At 72.4% G+C, this 16,498-nt stretch carries 14 protein-coding genes; 6 read left to right on the top strand and 8 right to left on the bottom strand.

The features are described 5' to 3' along the window. The 5 genes from NON00_RS14450 to NON00_RS14430 form a co-directional block, all read right to left on the bottom strand. A partial coding sequence (locus NON00_RS14450) for an STAS domain-containing protein (RefSeq protein ID WP_256022328.1) occupies positions 1–271 on the bottom strand: 271 nt, incomplete at its 3' end. A gap of 39 nt (positions 272–310) precedes the next feature. After that, a complete protein-coding gene (locus NON00_RS14445; RefSeq protein ID WP_256022327.1) occupies positions 311–1,600 on the bottom strand; it encodes an FAD-dependent oxidoreductase in 1,290 nt (429 codons plus the stop codon). Then, positions 1,593–2,054 (bottom strand): YccF domain-containing protein, encoded by a 462-nt coding sequence (locus NON00_RS14440; protein WP_256022325.1) that lies wholly within the window; start codon positions 2,052–2,054, stop codon positions 1,593–1,595. The genes NON00_RS14445 and NON00_RS14440 overlap by 8 nt, the downstream gene beginning before the upstream one ends. Before the next feature lie 182 nt (positions 2,055–2,236). Next, positions 2,237–3,388: a patatin-like phospholipase family protein gene (locus NON00_RS14435; RefSeq protein ID WP_256022317.1), complete on the bottom strand. Its 1,152-nt coding sequence runs from the start codon at positions 3,386–3,388 to the stop codon at positions 2,237–2,239. 264 nt (positions 3,389–3,652) lie between these two features. Further along, complete coding sequence (locus tag NON00_RS14430) at positions 3,653–4,636, bottom strand: tripartite tricarboxylate transporter substrate binding protein (protein ID WP_256022316.1); 984 nt, start codon at positions 4,634–4,636, stop codon at positions 3,653–3,655. A gap of 225 nt (positions 4,637–4,861) precedes the next feature. Between NON00_RS14430 and NON00_RS14425 the strand changes: the two genes are divergently transcribed. Both NON00_RS14425 and NON00_RS14420 read left to right on the top strand, forming a co-directional pair. Then, the gene (locus NON00_RS14425) at positions 4,862–5,515 is read left to right on the top strand and encodes a biliverdin-producing heme oxygenase (protein WP_256022315.1); all 654 of its coding nucleotides are present in this window, start codon (positions 4,862–4,864) and stop codon (positions 5,513–5,515) included. Continuing rightward, positions 5,508–8,102 carry an HWE histidine kinase domain-containing protein gene (locus NON00_RS14420; protein WP_256022314.1) on the top strand — a complete coding sequence of 865 codons (2,595 nt, stop codon included), beginning with the start codon at positions 5,508–5,510 and terminating at the stop codon, positions 8,100–8,102. The genes NON00_RS14425 and NON00_RS14420 overlap by 8 nt, the downstream gene beginning before the upstream one ends. Positions 8,103–8,311: 209 nt before the next feature. Here NON00_RS14420 and NON00_RS14415 read toward each other — a convergent pair whose 3' ends face one another. Beyond that, positions 8,312–9,844 carry an EAL domain-containing protein gene (locus tag NON00_RS14415; RefSeq protein WP_256022313.1) on the bottom strand — a complete coding sequence of 511 codons (1,533 nt, stop codon included), beginning with the start codon at positions 9,842–9,844 and terminating at the stop codon, positions 8,312–8,314. 185 nt (positions 9,845–10,029) lie between these two features. After that, on the bottom strand, positions 10,030–11,304 hold the full coding sequence (purD, locus tag NON00_RS14410) for a phosphoribosylamine--glycine ligase (RefSeq protein ID WP_256022312.1): 1,275 nt from the start codon (positions 11,302–11,304) through the stop codon (positions 10,030–10,032). 264 nt (positions 11,305–11,568) lie between these two features. Between purD and xseA the strand changes: the two genes are divergently transcribed. From xseA to NON00_RS14395, 3 genes are all read left to right on the top strand, one after another. Continuing rightward, positions 11,569–13,071 carry an exodeoxyribonuclease VII large subunit gene (xseA, locus tag NON00_RS14405; RefSeq protein ID WP_256022310.1) on the top strand — a complete coding sequence of 501 codons (1,503 nt, stop codon included), beginning with the start codon at positions 11,569–11,571 and terminating at the stop codon, positions 13,069–13,071. Then, positions 13,068–13,928 carry a M23 family metallopeptidase gene (locus tag NON00_RS14400; protein WP_256022309.1) on the top strand — a complete coding sequence of 287 codons (861 nt, stop codon included), beginning with the start codon at positions 13,068–13,070 and terminating at the stop codon, positions 13,926–13,928. Before xseA ends, NON00_RS14400 begins: the two co-directional genes overlap by 4 nt. Before the next feature lie 84 nt (positions 13,929–14,012). After that, positions 14,013–14,252, top strand: coding sequence for a hypothetical protein (locus NON00_RS14395; RefSeq protein WP_256022308.1), 240 nt, complete (start codon positions 14,013–14,015; stop codon positions 14,250–14,252). Between the two features lie 146 nt (positions 14,253–14,398). Here NON00_RS14395 and NON00_RS14390 read toward each other — a convergent pair whose 3' ends face one another. After that, positions 14,399–15,313 (bottom strand): lauroyl acyltransferase, encoded by a 915-nt coding sequence (locus tag NON00_RS14390; protein WP_256022307.1) that lies wholly within the window; start codon positions 15,311–15,313, stop codon positions 14,399–14,401. A 159-nt stretch (positions 15,314–15,472) separates the two neighbouring features. Between NON00_RS14390 and NON00_RS14385 the strand changes: the two genes are divergently transcribed. Then, entirely contained in the window at positions 15,473–16,414 is a 942-nt protein-coding gene (locus NON00_RS14385) for a TIM44-like domain-containing protein (RefSeq protein WP_256022306.1), read from the top strand. Positions 16,415–16,498: the final 84 nt, after the last annotated feature.

Genomic DNA, 16,498 nt, shown 5'->3' with positions numbered 1-16,498 from the left:
CCACCGGGGCGGTGGCGCCCTCCGGCGTGGCGCCGCCCGCCACCGCGGCGCCGCGCAGCACCAGCGCCGCCCCCGTGGTGTCGAGCAGCGTGACGCCCGAGAGGTCGAGCCGGCGCGCGCCTTCCGCCGCGCGCAGCAGCCCGGGCCACAGCGCGCCAATGCCACGGGTGGTGAAGGCGCCGCGCAGGCGCAGCACCTCGCCCTGACGGTCGAAGCCCGCCGGTTCCGCCTGATCGATCATGCGGTGCAGCAGATAGGGCAGCGGCGCCACAACATTAAGCCCCGCTTCATCATGGCTGCCCCCCGCCCCTCATGCCGTTTCCGTGAGGAGATGCCCCAGCGCCGCCCGCGCCGCCGCCGCGCCGCTCTCCCAGGCCCCGGCCAGGGTGGCGGCGAGGCGTGGATGGCAGGCCTCCCCGGCGAAGCAGAGCCGCCCCCCCGCCAGCGGCGCGCCCAGCACCCCGCGCGCGGAGGCCCGCCCCGGCCGGGCATGCGAATAGGCGCCGCGCGCGAAGGGGTCCCGCCCCCAGTCGCTCGCCAGCCAGGCGCCTTCCTCATCCGCGGGGAGCAGGGCGCGGTCGGCGCGGGCGCCATAGGCGCGGCGCAGCTCCGCCCGCGCATGGGCCGCCAGCGCCGCCGGCCCCTCGGCCGAGAGCGCCCAGGCCGCCTCCCCGCCCAGGAAGCCCATCAGGTGGTCCTGGCCGAAGGGCCAGGCGATGAAGGTCATCGCCGCCTCGTCCTCGCGCGCCACCTGCCGCTCCAGCCCGGCGAAGGGGGCGAGGCCGAGACGGTCCGCCCCGCTGGCGCGCAGGCCGATCTTGCTCAGCAGGCCGAGCGGCAGGTCATGCGCCGCCTGCTCCACCGCCGGCGGCAAGGCGGGGTCGAAGCGCAGCGCGCCGGCGGCGAGCACGGCGGTGGGCACCGTCACGATGGCGGCACGCGCGGCGATGCGGCCGAAGCCGCCCTCCGCCACCACACGCCGCCCGCCCCAGGCGATGCGCTCCACCACCGCGCCACAGGCGATGGGCAGCCCGGCGGCCAGCCCCTCCAGCAGCGTGCCCACCCCCTCGGGCAGCAGCAGGTTGGGCGGGTCCAGCTGGGTGTCGAGGAAATCCCCCAGATCCATGGCGACGAGCGGCGCGGCGCAGATCACCGGGCCTTCCCAATGCGCCACGGTGGCGTCCCACGGGCCGCCGCGCGGCGCCGCCTCCCCGGCCGAGGCCGCCGGGCCAAGCCGCCCGCGCGCCGCGCGCAGGGCGGGGTGGAAGGCGGCATAGGCGGCGTCATAGGCCGCCATCTCCGCCGGGGTGGCGGGGCGGCCCGCCACGAAGCAGGCATGGCTGCGCACGGCGTCATGGTCGAAGGGCCGCGCCCCGGCGGCCTCGGCCAGCGGCGCCAGCGGGTTGTCCCCCGCCTGGTGCAGCCAGGTGGCGCCAAGGTCGAAAGGCGCGGCCAGGGTGGCGCGCTCCGTCCAGGCCCGGCCGCCGATGCGGCCGCGCGCCTCCAGCACCTGGCAGGCGCGCCCGGCGGCGCGCACCGCCCGCGCCGCCGCGATCCCGGCGGCACCGGCGCCCACCACCAGGATGTCGGTCTCAGCCACGGCGGTGGCGCTGCAGCGCCGCCTCGCCCCGGCGCAGCGCCGCGGCCTCGGCCAGCTCCGCCGGCACCACCCGCCGCCCCACCGGGAAGAGCGAGGCCGCCGCCAGCTTCAGATGCGCCCAGGCGAAGGGCAGGCCGATGATCGTCACCGCCGAGGCCAGGGCGAGGGAAAGATGCGACAGGCAGAGCCACAGCCCGGCCAGCAGGAACCACAGCAGGTTGGCCAGCAGCCCGAGCGGCCCGGTGCCGAGCGAGGGGCGGCCCGTCAGCTCCTCCACCGTGACAAGGCTGCGGCCGAAGGGCCACAGGCTGTAGCTGGCCAGCATCAGGCAGGCCCGCGCCCAGGGCAGGCCCACCACCGTCAGCGCCATCACCAGCGCCGCCAGCAGCCAGAGCAGCGCCGGGATGAAGCCCAGGCCGGGAATGTTCCACAGGATGTTCAGCAGCAGCGCCATGGGGGGTTCTCTCCTCGGCCCGGGCGCAGCAATGCGCCGGCGCGGCCCCACTTGCCAAGCACGGGCTTGAGAGGGGCTCCGCCCCTCTCTGCACCTGCGCGGCAGTGCCGCGCAGCCACCAAAGGCCTGAGGCCTTTGGAAACCCTTTCATAGCCCTTGGGCCAGGGCATGGAGGGGGCGTTTTAAAGCCGGTGGATGTCGTGCACCTGGATGCCGCTGCCCGGTGGCGGCATGGCCAGCCACTGGCCATGCTCCAGCGTCGCCCGCGTATCGGCCAGCCCGGCCTGCCAGTGCTCGCGCATCGTCTGGGCGGAGAACTCGTAATCCTTCGCCTGCCCCTCATAGACCTGCTGGCGATAGATCAGGTGCAGGATCACCACCTCGGGCAGCTGCTCCAGCTTCTGCCGCAGGGCCTGCTGGCGCTCATCCAGCCGCTCGGGCGGGATCAGCTCCAGCGCGCGCTTCAGCTCCATCTCCAGGCTGCGCAGGCGGCGGTGGTAGTCGGTCACGGCCCGGGTGCGGCTGCTGTAGCGGATGTCCTTCTCCCGCGCGAGCACGCCGGGCATGGAGCGCGGCACCGGCCCGCGCGCGCTGAACAGATCCACCTGGAAGGCCAGGGTGTTGCGCCCGTCCAGATTGTCCAGCAGATGCGCCAGCGGCGTGTTGGAGACGAGGCCGCCATCCCAGTAGTCATCCGTGCCGACGCGCACCATCGGCAGCGCCGGCGGCAGCGCGCCGGAGGCCATGACATGCGCCGCCGTCAGCCGCATCCTCGCCGTGTCGAAATAGGCGAAATTGCCACTGCTCACCTTCACCGCGCCCACCGAGAAGCGGATGCGCCCGTCATTCAGCCGGTCGAAATCCACCAGGGATTCCAGCGTCTGCCGCAGCGGCGAGGAATCGTAGAAGGCCGTGGCGGTGGGCGCCCCCACCGGCGAGGCCCAGGGGCTCGGCCAGTTGGGGGTGAAGAAACCGGGCTGGCCATGCAGCATGGTCAGCGCCGCCGAAGCCTCGTGCCGCCACTGGCGGAACACATCCCCCTGCGGCAGCGGGCCCCAGATGCGGTTGTCGGTGATCCTCTCCCAGAAGCTGCGCAGCGCGGCGATGCGCCGCTCCGGCGGGTTACCGGCGATCAGCGCGCCATTGATGGCGCCGATCGAAACCCCCGCGATCCAGTCCAGCGCCACCCCGGCCTCGTGCAGCGCCTCATAGACCCCGGCCTGGTAGGCGCCGAGCGCCCCACCGCCCTGCAACACCAGCGCCACGCGCCGGCAACCCTCCGGCCGCCAGGAACTGCCGCCGGGGTGATGCGGGTTGGTAACGGAGCCATCCATCAGGCCTCTCCTGGCGCTGCACTGCGGGGAGAGATGATGCGCCAGGGAGCATGAAAAAGCCCATGCCGGAAACTTCGGGGATACACGCAGCCTCGCCCGACAAAACTGTCTGTTCCCTGGGGAGGCTCCGCCTCCCCAGACCCCTCCGCCGGGGTGGCAGGGCCACCCCGGACCCCGCCATCAGAAAGCACCCAACGGATGGCGGGGTCCGGGGGGACCCTGTCCCCCCGGCGGGGTCCAGGGGCGGAGCCCCTGGCCTGCGCCTCAGAGCTTCAGCCCCAGCCTCTCGATCATCACCTTCTCCTCCGCATTGGTCTTGCGGGCGAAGGCGGCATAGTCCTCAGAGTTCATGTAGAGCGGCGGCATGTCGTAGCGGTCCAGCACCGCGACATGGGAGGGGTCCGTCAGCGCCTCGCGGAAGGCGGTGTCGAGCACCCGCACCACCGCCGGGTCCATCCCCTTCGGCCCGGCGATGCCATAGGGCGAGGTCGAGACGATATCGATGCCGCTTTCCTGCAGCGTCGGCACCTGCGGGAAGCGCTTGGCGCGCGTCGGCCCCCAGGTGACGAGCAGGCGCAGCCGCCCGTCCAGCACCATCTCCGACCAGCCCGAGGTATCGGCCAGTGCGTCGGTCTGCCCGCCGAGCAGGGAGGTGACATTCTCGGCGAAGCCGCGGAAGGGCACATGCACCCAGTCGATGCCCTGCCGCCCGGCGATCTGCTCCATGGTGATGTGCAGCGAGGTGCCGGCGCCCGGCGTGCCATAGGTGATCTTGCCCGGCGCGGCCTTGGCGGCGGCAAGGAACTCGCCGAAGGTCTTCCACGGCGCGTCCGCCCGCACCACCACACCGAAGAGATAACCGCTGATATGGCTGACCCAGGTGAAGTCCTTCATCGGGTCGAAGGGCGCCCGGCTGGCCATGTGCGGGTAGCGGAAGATGCTGATCGGCATCTGCGAGACGGTGTAGCCATCCGGCCGCTCATTGAGCAGCGCCTGGGCGCCCAGGATCCCGCCGGCGCCGGCGCGGTTCTCGACGATCACCGGCTGGCCGAGGCGGCGCCCGGCGGCCTCGGCGAAGGCACGCAGCTGCACATCGGTGGTGCCGCCCGCGCCCCAGGGCACGATCAGCCGCACGGGGCGGGCGGGGAAATTCTGGGCCAGGGCAGGACGGGACAGCGCGGGCAGGCCCGCCATCGCGGCGGCGCCCCCCAGGGCGAGCAGGCCCCGGCGGTTCATCTTGGTCGTCATGTTTCCTCCGGCGGCCGCTCAGGGCGGCCGCATCGGCCGCCAGCTTAGCGCGAAAAGGCCACCCCGCCGCAACCTCCCGCATCCCCCGGCGCCCCGCTTCCCACTTCTCGCTTCCCTGGGGCTTTCCGGCAGGAAACCCAGGCTCAAGCTGATGCCGAAGGCGTGATGCCACCCCGGCGGGCCAGCCTATCGCCGCCGCCAGGGTGGGCGGTATCCTGCACCGCAATGACCAATTCCAGCCCGCCCCCTCCGAAGGGCCTGCGCTGGCATCTGCGGGAAGCGACCCAGGACCTGCATGCCGAGGCAGACCGCCTGGCCGGTCGCTTCGCCCTGGACGCCCGCGACGGCTATGCCGCCTTCCTGCGTGCCCATGCCCTGGCCATACCAGGGCTGGAGGCCGCCTGTGCGGCGGCGCTGGGCGCCGAATGGCCCGACTGGCCGGCCCGCGCCCGCACCGGCGCCCTGAAGGCCGACCTCGCCACCCTCGGCCACCCCGCCCCGGCGCCGCTTCCCCCCCCGGCCCTCGGGCGGGAGGCCGCCCTGGGCGCCGCCTATGTGCTGGAGGGCTCCCGCCTCGGCGGCGCGCTGATGCTGCGCCAGGTGCAGGCCGCGGCGGACCCCGTGCTGCACCGCGCCACCGCCTACCTCGCCCACCGCCCGCAGGGCGATACCTGGCCGGGATTCGTCACCCGGCTGGAGCGCGCCCTGCCCGGCCCCGAGGGCTGGGCGGCGGCGGCGGAAGGCGCCCGCCATGCCTTCGCCCATATGCTGGCGGCGCTGCGCCTCCCCCCCGCCCCCAACCCCGAGACGCATCCCGAGACGCATCCCGAGACGCACCCCGCTGGCGCCCCACCCCGGGCGGCGGCGGCCCATGTCTGACCCCTTCCGCCAGTTCACCCACCCCGACGCGATCGACCTCAGCCAGTGCGACCGGGAGCCGATCCACCTCCTGGGCGGCATCCAGCCCATCGGCTTCCTGCTGGTGGCGGGGCCGGACTGGGTGGTGCGCCGCGCCTCGGCCAATGCCGGGCAACATCTCCGCCTGCCGCCCGAGACCCCGCTGCTGGGCGCGGGCCTGCGCGGGCTGCTGGCGCGCGAGGCGCTGCACCAGATCGGCGGCCGCCTCCACCTGCTGCGCGGCGCGGCGGCGGTGGAGCGGCTCTTCGGCATCGTGCTCCAGCCGGGTGGCATCGCCTATGACCTCGCCCTGCATTCCGGCGAGGGCGGCGAGATGGTGCTGGAGGCCGAGCCTTCCGACCTCGACGACGCGCTGGAGGCCGGCACCACCGTGCGCGGCATGATCGCCCGGCTGAACCAGGCCGAGGGGCTGGACGGCCTCTGCCGCGAGGCGGTGCGGCAGATCCGCGCCCTCACCGGCTTTGGCCGCGTCATGCTCTACCGCTTCGCCGCCGATGGCGCGGGGGAGGTGGTGGCGGAGTCCCTCGCCAGCTTCATGCCCTCCTTCATGGGGCTGCGCTTCCCCGCCTCCGACATCCCGCGCCAGGCGCGGCGGCTCTATGAGAAGAACCTGCTGCGGCTGATCGCCGACACCGAGGCGCCGCCCGTGCCGGTGCTGCCGCTGCTCGACGCGCACGGCCAGCCGCTGGACCTCTCCCTCAGCGTGCTGCGGGCCGTCTCGCCGGTGCATGTCGAATACCTGCGCAACATGGGGGTGCGGGCCTCCATGTCCATTTCCGTGCTGCGCCGGGGGCGGCTCTGGGGCCTCATCGCCTGCCACCATGCCGAGCCGCTGCGCGTGCCCTTCGAGCGCCGCACGGCGGCCGAGCTGTTCGCCCAGGTCTTCGCCCTCGCCCTGGAAAGCCGCGAGCGCGAGACGGAGCAGGCGCGCGATGCCGAGGCCGGCCGCGTCCACCACCGGCTGATGGCCGCCCTTGGCGCCCTGGGGCCGGGCAGCCAGTCCCTCGCCGATATCCTGGAGACCCTGGCGGAGCTCATCCCCTGCGACGGCATCGGGCTGTGGAGCCGGGGCAGCACGGCGCTGCGCGGCCACGCGCCGGGGGCGGAGGCCTTCACCGGCCTCGCCGCCTTCCTCAACCGCGCCGCCTCCGGCACCCTCTACGCCACCCACTGCCTGGGGGAGGCCTATCCGCCGGCGGCGGGGCCGGAGGTGGCCGGGCTGCTCGCCATCCCGCTCTCCCGCGTCCCGCGCGACTATCTGGTGTTCTTCCGCCGGCCCATGATCCACGCCGTCACCTGGGCGGGGGACCCGGCCAAGCCGGCGGTGCCGGAGGGCGGGCGCATCGGCCCGCGCGCCAGCTTCGCCGCCTGGCGGGAGATGGTGGACGGCCAGAGCCGCCCCTGGGATGAGAATGACCTCGCCCTGGCCGAGCGGCTGCGCCTCACCCTGCTGGAGGTCGTCCTGCAGCTGACCGACATGGCCGAGCGCGAACGCCGCGCGGCGCAGGCGCGGCAGGAAGTCCTCATCGCCGAGCTGAACCACCGGGTGCGCAACATCCTGGGCCTGATCCGCGGGCTGGTGACGCAGAGCCAGGCCCAGGCCACCACGGTGGAGGAATTCGCCGCCATGGTGGGCGGCCGGGTGCAGGCCCTGGCCCGCGCGCATGACCAGATCACCACCGACCACGGGCGGCCCGCGCCGCTGAAAGACCTCGTCCAGGCGGAGGCCGCCGCCTATGCCGGTGCCTCCGCCGATGCGGCCGGCTGGCAGGAGCGCGTGCAGCTCTGCGGCCCGCCCGTGCTGCTGGAGCCGGGCGCCTACACCACCCTGGCGCTGGTGATCCACGAGCTGATGACCAATGCCGCCAAATACGGCGCGCTGTGCGGCCGGCATGGCCAGGTGCGGCTGCGCTGGTCCCTGGCGCCGGATGGCGCGCTGGACCTGCACTGGGAGGAGGAGGGCGGCCCGCCCGTGCGCCCGCCCCGGCGCCAGGGCTTCGGCACCACCATCATCGAGCGCGCCCTGCCGCACGACCTGAAGGGGGAGGCGGAACTGCGCTACGCGCCGGAGGGGCTGCGCGCGCGCTTCCGGCTGCCACCCGGCCATGCCTATCCCGGCCGGGAGGCAGCGTCCGCCCCCGCCGCCCTGGCCGCCGCCCACCCCCTGCCCGCCCCGCCGCCCGTCACCCTCTCGGGCCGCGTGCTGCTGGTGGAGGACAATCTGCTGATCGCCATGGATGCCGAGGAGCAGCTCCGCCGCCTGGGGGCGGAGGCCGTGGAGGTCGCCGCCAGCGTGCAGGCGGCGCTGCGCAGCCTCGAACAGCTCCGGCCGGATATCGCCCTGCTGGATGTCCATCTCGGGCGGGAGAACAGTTTTCCCGTGGCCGATGCCCTGCGCGCGCGCGGCGTGCCCTTCCTCTTCGCCACAGGCTATGGCGAGGCGGCCATCTTCCCGGAGCGCTTCCGCGATGTGGGGGTGGTCAGCAAGCCTTACACGCCGGCGGATATGCAGGCGGCCTTGCTCAGGCGCTTAAATTCCGCCCCCTAAACCGTCTTTTTTTCAGGCTGCCGCCGTCTCCCGTCACGGCGGGACACGATACGGATCCATTTTCCAGGCTGCCGCCGTCTCCCGTCACGGCGGGACGCGATACGGATCCATTTTCCAGGCTGCCGCCGTCTCCCGTCACGGTGGTACGCGATACGGATAAAAAGTTTTTTGGTTCTTTTTTTCAAAAAAGAACCTCTTTCCTTTTTCCTTCAGGCCACGGCGGCCTTCTGCCCATCCTGGCCGAAGAGGCGTTCCGTTTCCTCGGCGGGCATGGCGGCGCCGAAGAGGTAGCCCTGGCCGATATGGCAGCCGAGGCTGCGCAGCAAATCCGCCTGCCCGGTTTTTTCCACGCCCTCGGCGGTGATTTCGATGCCGAGGCCCTGGCCCAGGCCGAGGATCGACTTGACGATCTTCATCTGCCGGTCGTCCTCCAGGCAGTTGCGGATGAAGCTGCGGTCGATCTTGATGACGTCGAAGCTGAACATCACCAGCTGGCTGAGGCTGGCATAGCCGGTGCCGAAATCATCCAGCGCGACGCGGATGCCGCGCTCGCGCAGGGCGGTGATGGTGGCCTGGGCGACATCGGCCTCCCGCACCAGGGCGCTTTCGGTGATTTCCACCTCCAGCCGTTCCGGCGGCAGGCCGGCGGCCTCGATGGCGCGGAAGACGCGCTGCGCCAGCCGCGGGTCGCCCAACTGCATGGCGGAGAGGTTGAAGGCCAGCCGCACCGTCGGCGGCCAGCGCATGGCGTCGCGGCAGGCGCGCTGGAGAAGCTGGTCGGTCAGGCGGTGGATGAGCCCGGTGCGCTCGGCGGCGATGATGAAGACCTCGGGCGAGACGCGGGTGCCATCCTCCTGCCACCAGCGCGCCAGCGCCTCGAAGCCGATGACGTGGCCCGTCTCCAGGTCGATCTGCGGCTGGTAATGGGGGCGGATGACCTCGGCCTGCACCGCCTCGCGCAGGGATTGCTCCAGCCGGGCGCGGGCGGTCTGCTTCTCCCGCATTTCCGTCTGATAGACGCAGAGGCCGTTGCGCTCTTCCTGCCGGGCGGCGAGCAGCGCGGCCTCGGCGCATTGCAGGGCCTCGCGCAGGGTGGCGCCGTGCTGCGGCACGGCGGCGATGCCGATGCTGGCGCCGACCTCCACCCGCCGCCCCTGCAGCCGCACCGGGCGGGAGAGGTTGCGGATCACCCGGCCGGCCTGCTGCTGCAGCACCGGCAGGCTGATATCCTGCAGCAGGATGACGAACTCATCCCCGCCCGGGCGGCCGATCCAGGCATTGGGGAAGATCTCGCGCAGGCGCTGCGCCGCCTCGGTCAGCAGGGCATCGCCGGCGGCGGAGCCGTGCAGGTCGTTGACGGCGCGGAAGCCATCGAGGTCGATATGCATCACGCCGCCGACGATCGGGCTCGGCAGCTTGAGATGCTCCTCCAGCCCGGCCCGGTTGGGCAGGCGCGTCAGCGGGTCGTGCAGGGAGAGCCATAGCGCGTCTTCCTGCGCCCGCTCTCGCGCCCGGCACTCCCGCACCATGTCGGTGACGCGGCGGATGGCATAAACGAAGCCGCAACAGCCGGTGCAGAACAGGCCGGTGAACAGCTCATCGAGCTCCCAGTCCTCATGCTCGGCAATGAAGGCCGCGAAATGATCGAAGGCATCGAAGCGCACGGCCAGCGCCGTGGAGGCCAGGGCGACGCCCAGCAGCCATACCGCATCCGTCGCCGCCCGGTGCCGCCACCATCTCACCGCGCAGTCTCCTTATCGCTGCCCGCCCCGCTGCGAAGCGGCTGGGGCGATCATGCCATTCTCTGCACCCAGCATGAAAAGAGGGTTAAACGCTGGGGCGCACTAAACGCTGGGGCGCACCGCTTTCCTGCGCCCCCGCGCCAAACGCCCCACCCAGGCTTACATATCGCGCTTACATATCGCGCTCACATCTCCAGCGCGCGCCAGCCAATATCGCGCCGGCAGAAGCCACCCGGCCAGCGCACCGCATCCACCGCCGTATAGGCCGCATCGCGCGCCACGCGCAGCGTCGCGCCGGTGGCGGAGACGCCCAGCACGCGCCCGCCCGTGGCCACCAGATGGCCCTGCTCGTCCCGCGCCGTGCCCGCATGAAAAACCTGCGCGCCCGGCACCTGCGCCGCCTGCTCCAGCCCCTCGATCACGCTGCCCCGGGCATAGGCGCCGGGGTAGCCCCGCGCCGCCATCACCACCACCATCGCCGCCTCGGCCGACCAGCGCAGGGCGAAGCGGTCCAGCTCCCCGTCACAGGCCGCCAGCAGCGCCGCCAGCAGGTCCGACTGCAGGCGCAGCATCAGCACCTGGCATTCCGGGTCGCCGAAGCGGACATTGAACTCGATCAGCTTCGGCCCGGCCTCGGTCAGCATCAGCCCGGCGAAGAGCACGCCACGGAAGGGCGTGCCGCGCCGCGCCATTTCCGCCAGCGTCGGGCGGATGATGCGGTCCATCACCTCGGCCTCGATCGCGGGGGTGAAGGCGGGGGGCGGGGAATAGGCGCCCATGCCGCCGGTGTTCGGGCCGGTATCGCCATCGCCCACGCGCTTGTGGTCCTGCGCGGCGGCCATGGGCAGCGCCGTCTCCCCGTCGCACAGCGCGAAGAAGGAAACCTCCTGCCCCATCAGGCACTCCTCGATCAGGAGGGTGCTGCCGGCGGCGCCGTGCACCTTGTCCTCCATGATCTCGGTGATGGCCTGCTCCGCCTCCGCGACCGTGGCGGCGACGACGACGCCCTTGCCGGCGGCCAGCCCGTCCGCCTTCACCACGATCGGCGCGCCCTTGGCGCGGACATAGGCGCGGGCGGCCTCGGCCTCGGTGAACTGCGCCCATTCGGCGCCCGGCACGCCGGCGGCGGTCGCCACCTCACGGGTGAAGGCCTTGCTGCCCTCCAGCTTCGCGGCGGCGGCGGAAGGGCCGAAGCACTTCAGCCCGGCGGCGGCGCAGGCATCGGCCAGGCCCAGCGTCAGCGGCGCCTCGGGGCCGCAGACCACGAGGTCCACCGCCCGCTCCCGCGCGAAGGCCACCAGCGCCGGGACATCCTCCGCCCCGATCGCCACGCATTCCGCAACCTCGGCGATGCCGGCATTGCCCGGCGCCACCCAGAGCTTCGTCAGCAGGCCAGAGCCGGAGAGCGCCCAGGCCAGGGCATGTTCGCGGCCACCGCCGCCCACCAGAAGAACCTTCATCCCGCAACCCTCTCTCGGCACACGCGGCGGCGCCGCTAGCATGGACAGGACAGGGACGAAAGAGGAAAGATTATATTTTAAATCAATAGGATATTCTTCTTTTTCTGAAGAAAAAGAAGCAAAAAGACTTTCTTTCAGGCTGCCGCCATCTCCCGGCACAGCGGGACGCTACAATGAAAAAAGTTTTTTGGTTCTTTTTTTCAAAAAAGAACACTTTCCTTCCCTGCCTTGGCCCCCCTGGTCCACCCGGCTAATCTCCCGCCCATGGACACCGACGCCGAAGCCCCCCCGCGCCCGAGCAACACGCCGGAATTCACGGTTTCCGAGATCAGCGGCGCCATCAAGCGCACGCTGGAGGGGGAGTTCGGCCGCGTCCGCGTCCGTGGCGAGATCACCGAGCTGAAGGCCTATCCCTCCGGCCATATCTATCTCGCGCTGAAGGATGAGGGCGCGAAGATCCGCGGCATCATCTGGCGCTTCGCCGTGCCGCGCCTGTCGCTGAAGCCCGAGAACGGCATGGAGGTCATCGCCACCGGCAAGGTCTCCGCCTATGGCGAGCGCAGCGACTACCAGCTGATCATCGACCGCCTGGAATTCGCCGGCGAGGGCGCCCTGCTCGCCCGCATCGAGCAACTGAAAAAAAAGCTGGCGGCGGAAGGGCTGTTCGAGCCGGGGCGCAAGAAGCCCCTGCCCGCCCTGCCGCGCACCATCGCCGTGGTGACCAGCGAGAAGGGCGCGGTCATCCAGGATATCCGCACCACCATCGCCCGGCGCTTCCCGCGCCACCTGCTGCTCTGGCCGGTGCCGGTGCAGGGCCAGGGCGCGGCCGAGCAGATCGCCGCCGCCATCGAGGGCTTCTCCCGCCTCCCCGCCGGCTTCCCCCGGCCGGATGTGCTGATCGTCGCGCGCGGCGGCGGCAGCCTGGAGGACCTGATGGCCTTCAACGAGGAAATCGTCCTCCGCGCCGCCGCCGCCTGCCCCATCCCGCTGATCTCGGCCGTCGGGCACGAGACGGACACGACGCTGATCGACTTCGTCTCCGACCGCCGCGCGCCGACGCCGACCGCCGCCGCCGAAATGGCCGTGCCGGCGCGGGCGGAGCTGATGGCCGCCCTGGCCCAGAGCGCGGCCCGGCTGGCGCAGAGCGGGCTGGCCGTGCTGGACCGCGGCCGCCTGCGCCTCTCCCGCGTCGAGGCGCGGATGCCGGACCTGCCCGCCCTGGTCGGCGCCGCCCGCCAGCGGCTGGATGACAGGGCGGAGCGCCTGGCCCTGGCGCCGCGCGCCCTGCTCGCCCGCAAGCGCGCGGCGCTGGACGCCATCGCCCCCCGCCTGCCCCACCCGCGCGAGACGCTGGCCGGGCATGGCCACACCCTGTCCCTGCTCGAGGCCCGCGCCGGGGCGGCGCTGCGCCGCCTGCTGGACCGCCGCCACGCCGCCCTCGCCCAGCGGCAGGACCCGCGCGGCGGCCTCGAATCCCGCCTGCGCGAGGCGCGCACCCGGCTGGAAGGGCTCTCCGCCCGGCTGGAAGGCGCCTCCTACCAGGGCGTGCTGGCGCGCGGCTTCGCCCTGGTGCGCGCCGAATCGGGGGAGGCCGTGACCAGCGCCGTGGCCATCGCCGAGGGCGCCCGCCTCACCCTCACCTTCCAGGACGGCACCCGGCAGGTCACCGCCGGGGCACCGCCCGCCGGCGGGGGCGAAACGCCCCCCGCCGCGCCGCCATCCCGCCGGCCACGCCGCGCCGCGCCTTCCCAGGGGTCCCTGCTGTGAACCGCCTGCTGCACCGCCGCCACGCCCTGCTCGCCCTGGCCGGGCTGCTGCCCGCCGCCTGCGCCGAGGCCCAGAATCAGACGCAGAATCCGTCACAGAACGCCTCCGCCCCGCTGCTCGACCTGCCGGCCCAGCCGCCGGCGCAGGGCGCGCTGGTCATCGGCCGCACCCGGCCGGGCAGCCGCGTCAGCCTCGATGGCCGCGCCGTCTCGGTGGCGCCGGATGGGCGATTCGCCTTCGGCTTCGGGCGCGAGGCCGGGCCGGAGGCCGCGCTCACCGCCACCGCGCCCGATGGCCGCACGGAAACCCGCCGCCTCAGCGTGGCGAAGCGCGACTGGGACATCCAGCGCCTGAACGGCCTGCCCCCGGCGATGGTCAGCCCGGATGCGAAGCAACTGGCCCGCATCAATGCCGAGCGCGCGAAGCTGGCCGAGATCCGCAAGCTGGACAGCCCGCTGACCTTCTTCGCCGAGGGCTTCGACTGGCCGGCACGCGGGCGCATCAGCGGCGTCTATGGCAGCCAGCGCATCCTCAATGGCGAGCCGCGCGCGCCGCATCTGGGGCTGGACGTGGCCGTGCCCACCGGCACCCCCTGCCACACCATGGGCCCGGGCCGCGTCGTGCTGGCGGAGGACCTCTATTTCACCGGTCACACCGTGCTGATCGACCATGGGCATGGCGTGGTCAGCCTCTATGCCCATCTCTCCGCCATCGATGTGCGGGTGGGGCAGATGCTGCCCCGCGGCGAGCGCCTGGGGGCCACCGGGGCCACCGGGCGGGTCACCGGGCCCCATCTGCATCTCGGTTTGAACTGGTTTGCCACCGCGCTCGATCCGCAACCGCTGTTGCCGGGTTGATGGCGGCAAGAATCTTTCAACCTGCCATCAAAAAAACGCGTCTCTTTCATCTTCGCGTAAGCATTGGGACGGCATTGGAATCGCATGACGCTCCTCGCCTTCCACCCCCGCCCCACCATCTCCCCGGAGACCCTGCGCGACGCCGGCAGCATCGAAGCCCCGCTGGTCGCGCTCTTCGACACGCCGCTGGCGGCGGATGAGGGGATACGCGCCGCCGGCGCCACGCCGCTGCGGCAATATGCGCCGGGCGTCGTCATCCTGGCGCCGCGCCCGGGCCTGCGCGAAAGGCTCTATGCCGCCGGGGCCATGCTGGTGGTCGGCTAGGATCCCGGATATGCGAGAAGCGGTTCTTTTTTGAAAAAAAGAACCAAAAAACTTTTTCAGTGCAGCGTCCCGCCGTTCCGGGAGACGGCGGCAGCCTGAAAGAAAGTCTTTTTGCTTCTTTTTCTTCAGAAAAAGAAGATTGCCGCTTATTGCTGATAAACGCTGCGCGGAAAGCGCCGGTGCAGCCACAGCCATTCACCGGGCCGCTCGCGAATCCAGGCCGTCATCCGGTCATTGATCTGCTGGCTGAGTTCGCGGCCATCGGCGATTCGGTCGCCGCTCTCCGGCGGCACCAGCGGCGGCTCCAGCGCCACACGGAAATGGCAGGGCCCGAGGCGCTGCACCCGCGCCGGCACCAGCGGGCAGGCGAAGCGCAGGGCGAGGTCCGCCGCGCCGGTCGCCGTCATCGCCGGCTGGCCGAGCAGGGTCAGTTCCGCCCCCTCATTCAGCTTCTGGTCCACGAGCAGCCCCAGCGCATGCCCGTCCGACAGGTGCCGGAGCACCTGCCGCGCCCCGCGTGAGCCCTTGGGGAAAAGCTGGAGCGCCACCCCGCCGCGCCGCATCTCGTGCAACACGTCGTCCACCAGCGGGTTATCCGGGGCGCGGTAGAGGCTGGCCATGTTCAGCCCCACCGCATGCGCCGCCAGCGGCAGCGTCTCCCAATTGGCCAGATGGGCGGAGACGAAAATCAGCCGGGCGGGGCCGGGCGGCAGGTTCTCCTCCCCCGCCAGTTCCCAGCCGGGGCCGGGCTCGCCGGGGGCGAGGCGGCGCAGCCGCGTCAGATGCGGCAATTCCATCACCGTGCGGCCGAGATTCTCCCAGGCATCGCGCAGCACCGATTCGCGCCAGGCGGCATCGCGCTCCGGGAAGGCCAGGGCGAGGTTGCGCCGCCCGACATGGGAGACAGGCAGCCACGGCCCCACCCCACGCAGCACCGCGCCGCCGAGGCCCGAGGCCCCCACCGGCCCCAGTGCCCGCGCCAGCGCCAGCGCGACCCGCGCCAGCGCCGCCTCGATCCGCCACCGCACCCGCCGCAGCCGTGATGTCCATCGTCCTCGCATGAGGCGCCTTCTGCGGCATCGCGCCGCGTTTGGCCAGCGCCGCCACCGCCCGCGCACATGACACGGCTCTGGCGCGAGTTTCATGCGGCACGGCATGGATTACAGGACGTTCATGACTATATTGGGGGGACGATGAGCATATCCCGGAGGATGTCTTCCATGCGCGCACCCGCCCGGCTGCTGGCCGGTCTCGCGGCGCTTGCCCTGGTGCTGGGCCCGGCCCTGGCGGAGGCCCGCCCCGGCGGCGGCGCCAGCTCGGGCAGCCGTGGCAGCCGCACCTTCTCCCCGCCGCCCGTCACCCGCACGGCGCCCGAGGCCCCGCGCAGCTGGGACCGCACGGCCCAGCAGCCGCAGACCCAGGCCCCGCGTCCCGGCATGGCCACCCCTGCGCCGCAGCGCGGCGGCCTGTTCGGCGGCTTTGGCGGCGCCCTGCTGGGCGGGCTGATCGGCGTCGGCCTCGGCGGGCTGCTCTTCGGGCATGGGCTGTTCGGCGGCATCAGCGGCCTGGGCGGCATTCTCGGCCTGCTGATCCAGGTGGCACTGGTCGTGCTGCTGGTGCGCTTCGCCCTGCGCTTCTTCCGCAGCCGGCAGCCGGCCATGGCGGGCGGGCCGCAAGGGATGAACCGGGGCATGGCACGCGAGGGGCAGCCGGCCGAGGCGCCCCGCGCGCCCATGGGCGGCGGCGCCGGCACCACGCCCGTGCAGGTGACCCCGGCGGACTTCCACGCCTTCGAGACCCAGCTGCGCGAGATCAACGCCGCCTGGTCGCGCCGGGACCAGGCCGGGCTCGCCCGGCTGGCGACGCCGGAAATGGCCAGCTACTTCGCCCAGGACCTGCGCGACCTCGATGCCCGTGGCTGGCGCAACGAAACGCGCGACGTGCAGCTGGAGCAGGGCGACCTCTCCGAGGCGTGGCGCGAGGGAGAGGTGGAATACGCCACCGTCGCCATGCGCTTCAGCCTCGTCGATGTCACCTATGACACGCAGGGGCGCGTCGTCGAAGGCGACCCCACGCAGCGCACCAAGGCCACGGAACTGTGGACCTTCACGCGGCGGCGCGGCGGGCCGTGGCTGCTCTCGGCCATTCAACAGGCCGGGTGAAAGACTGAAAAAAAGTCCGGGGCGCTGCCCCGGACCCCGTTGGGGGGACAGGGTCCCCCCAAACCCCGCCTTCTGGTGCCGCAA

Source organism: Roseomonas sp. GC11 (assembly GCF_024437745.1).
In the GTDB taxonomy this organism is placed as follows: Bacteria; Pseudomonadota; Alphaproteobacteria; order Acetobacterales; family Acetobacteraceae; genus Pseudoroseomonas.
This window is presented reverse-complemented; position numbering and strand designations above follow the sequence as displayed.

Bases quoted from the DNA above. Each gene is read 5' to 3' on its own strand.
- NON00_RS14440 (WP_256022325.1), bottom strand. From the start codon at position 2,054: ATGGCGCTGCTGCTGAACATCCTGTGGAACATTCCCGGCCTGGGCTTC.
- NON00_RS14435 (WP_256022317.1), bottom strand. From the start codon at position 3,388: ATGGATGGCTCCGTTACCAACCCGCATCACCCCGGCGGCAGTTCCTGG.
- NON00_RS14430 (WP_256022316.1), bottom strand. From the start codon at position 4,636: ATGACGACCAAGATGAACCGCCGGGGCCTGCTCGCCCTGGGGGGCGCC.
- NON00_RS14425 (WP_256022315.1), top strand. From the start codon at position 4,862: ATGACCAATTCCAGCCCGCCCCCTCCGAAGGGCCTGCGCTGGCATCTG.
- NON00_RS14420 (WP_256022314.1), top strand. From the start codon at position 5,508: ATGTCTGACCCCTTCCGCCAGTTCACCCACCCCGACGCGATCGACCTC.
- purD (WP_256022312.1), bottom strand. From the start codon at position 11,304: ATGAAGGTTCTTCTGGTGGGCGGCGGTGGCCGCGAACATGCCCTGGCC.
- xseA (WP_256022310.1), top strand. From the start codon at position 11,569: ATGGACACCGACGCCGAAGCCCCCCCGCGCCCGAGCAACACGCCGGAA.
- NON00_RS14395 (WP_256022308.1), top strand. From the start codon at position 14,013: ATGACGCTCCTCGCCTTCCACCCCCGCCCCACCATCTCCCCGGAGACC.
- NON00_RS14390 (WP_256022307.1), bottom strand. From the start codon at position 15,313: ATGCGAGGACGATGGACATCACGGCTGCGGCGGGTGCGGTGGCGGATC.
- NON00_RS14385 (WP_256022306.1), top strand. From the start codon at position 15,473: ATGCGCGCACCCGCCCGGCTGCTGGCCGGTCTCGCGGCGCTTGCCCTG.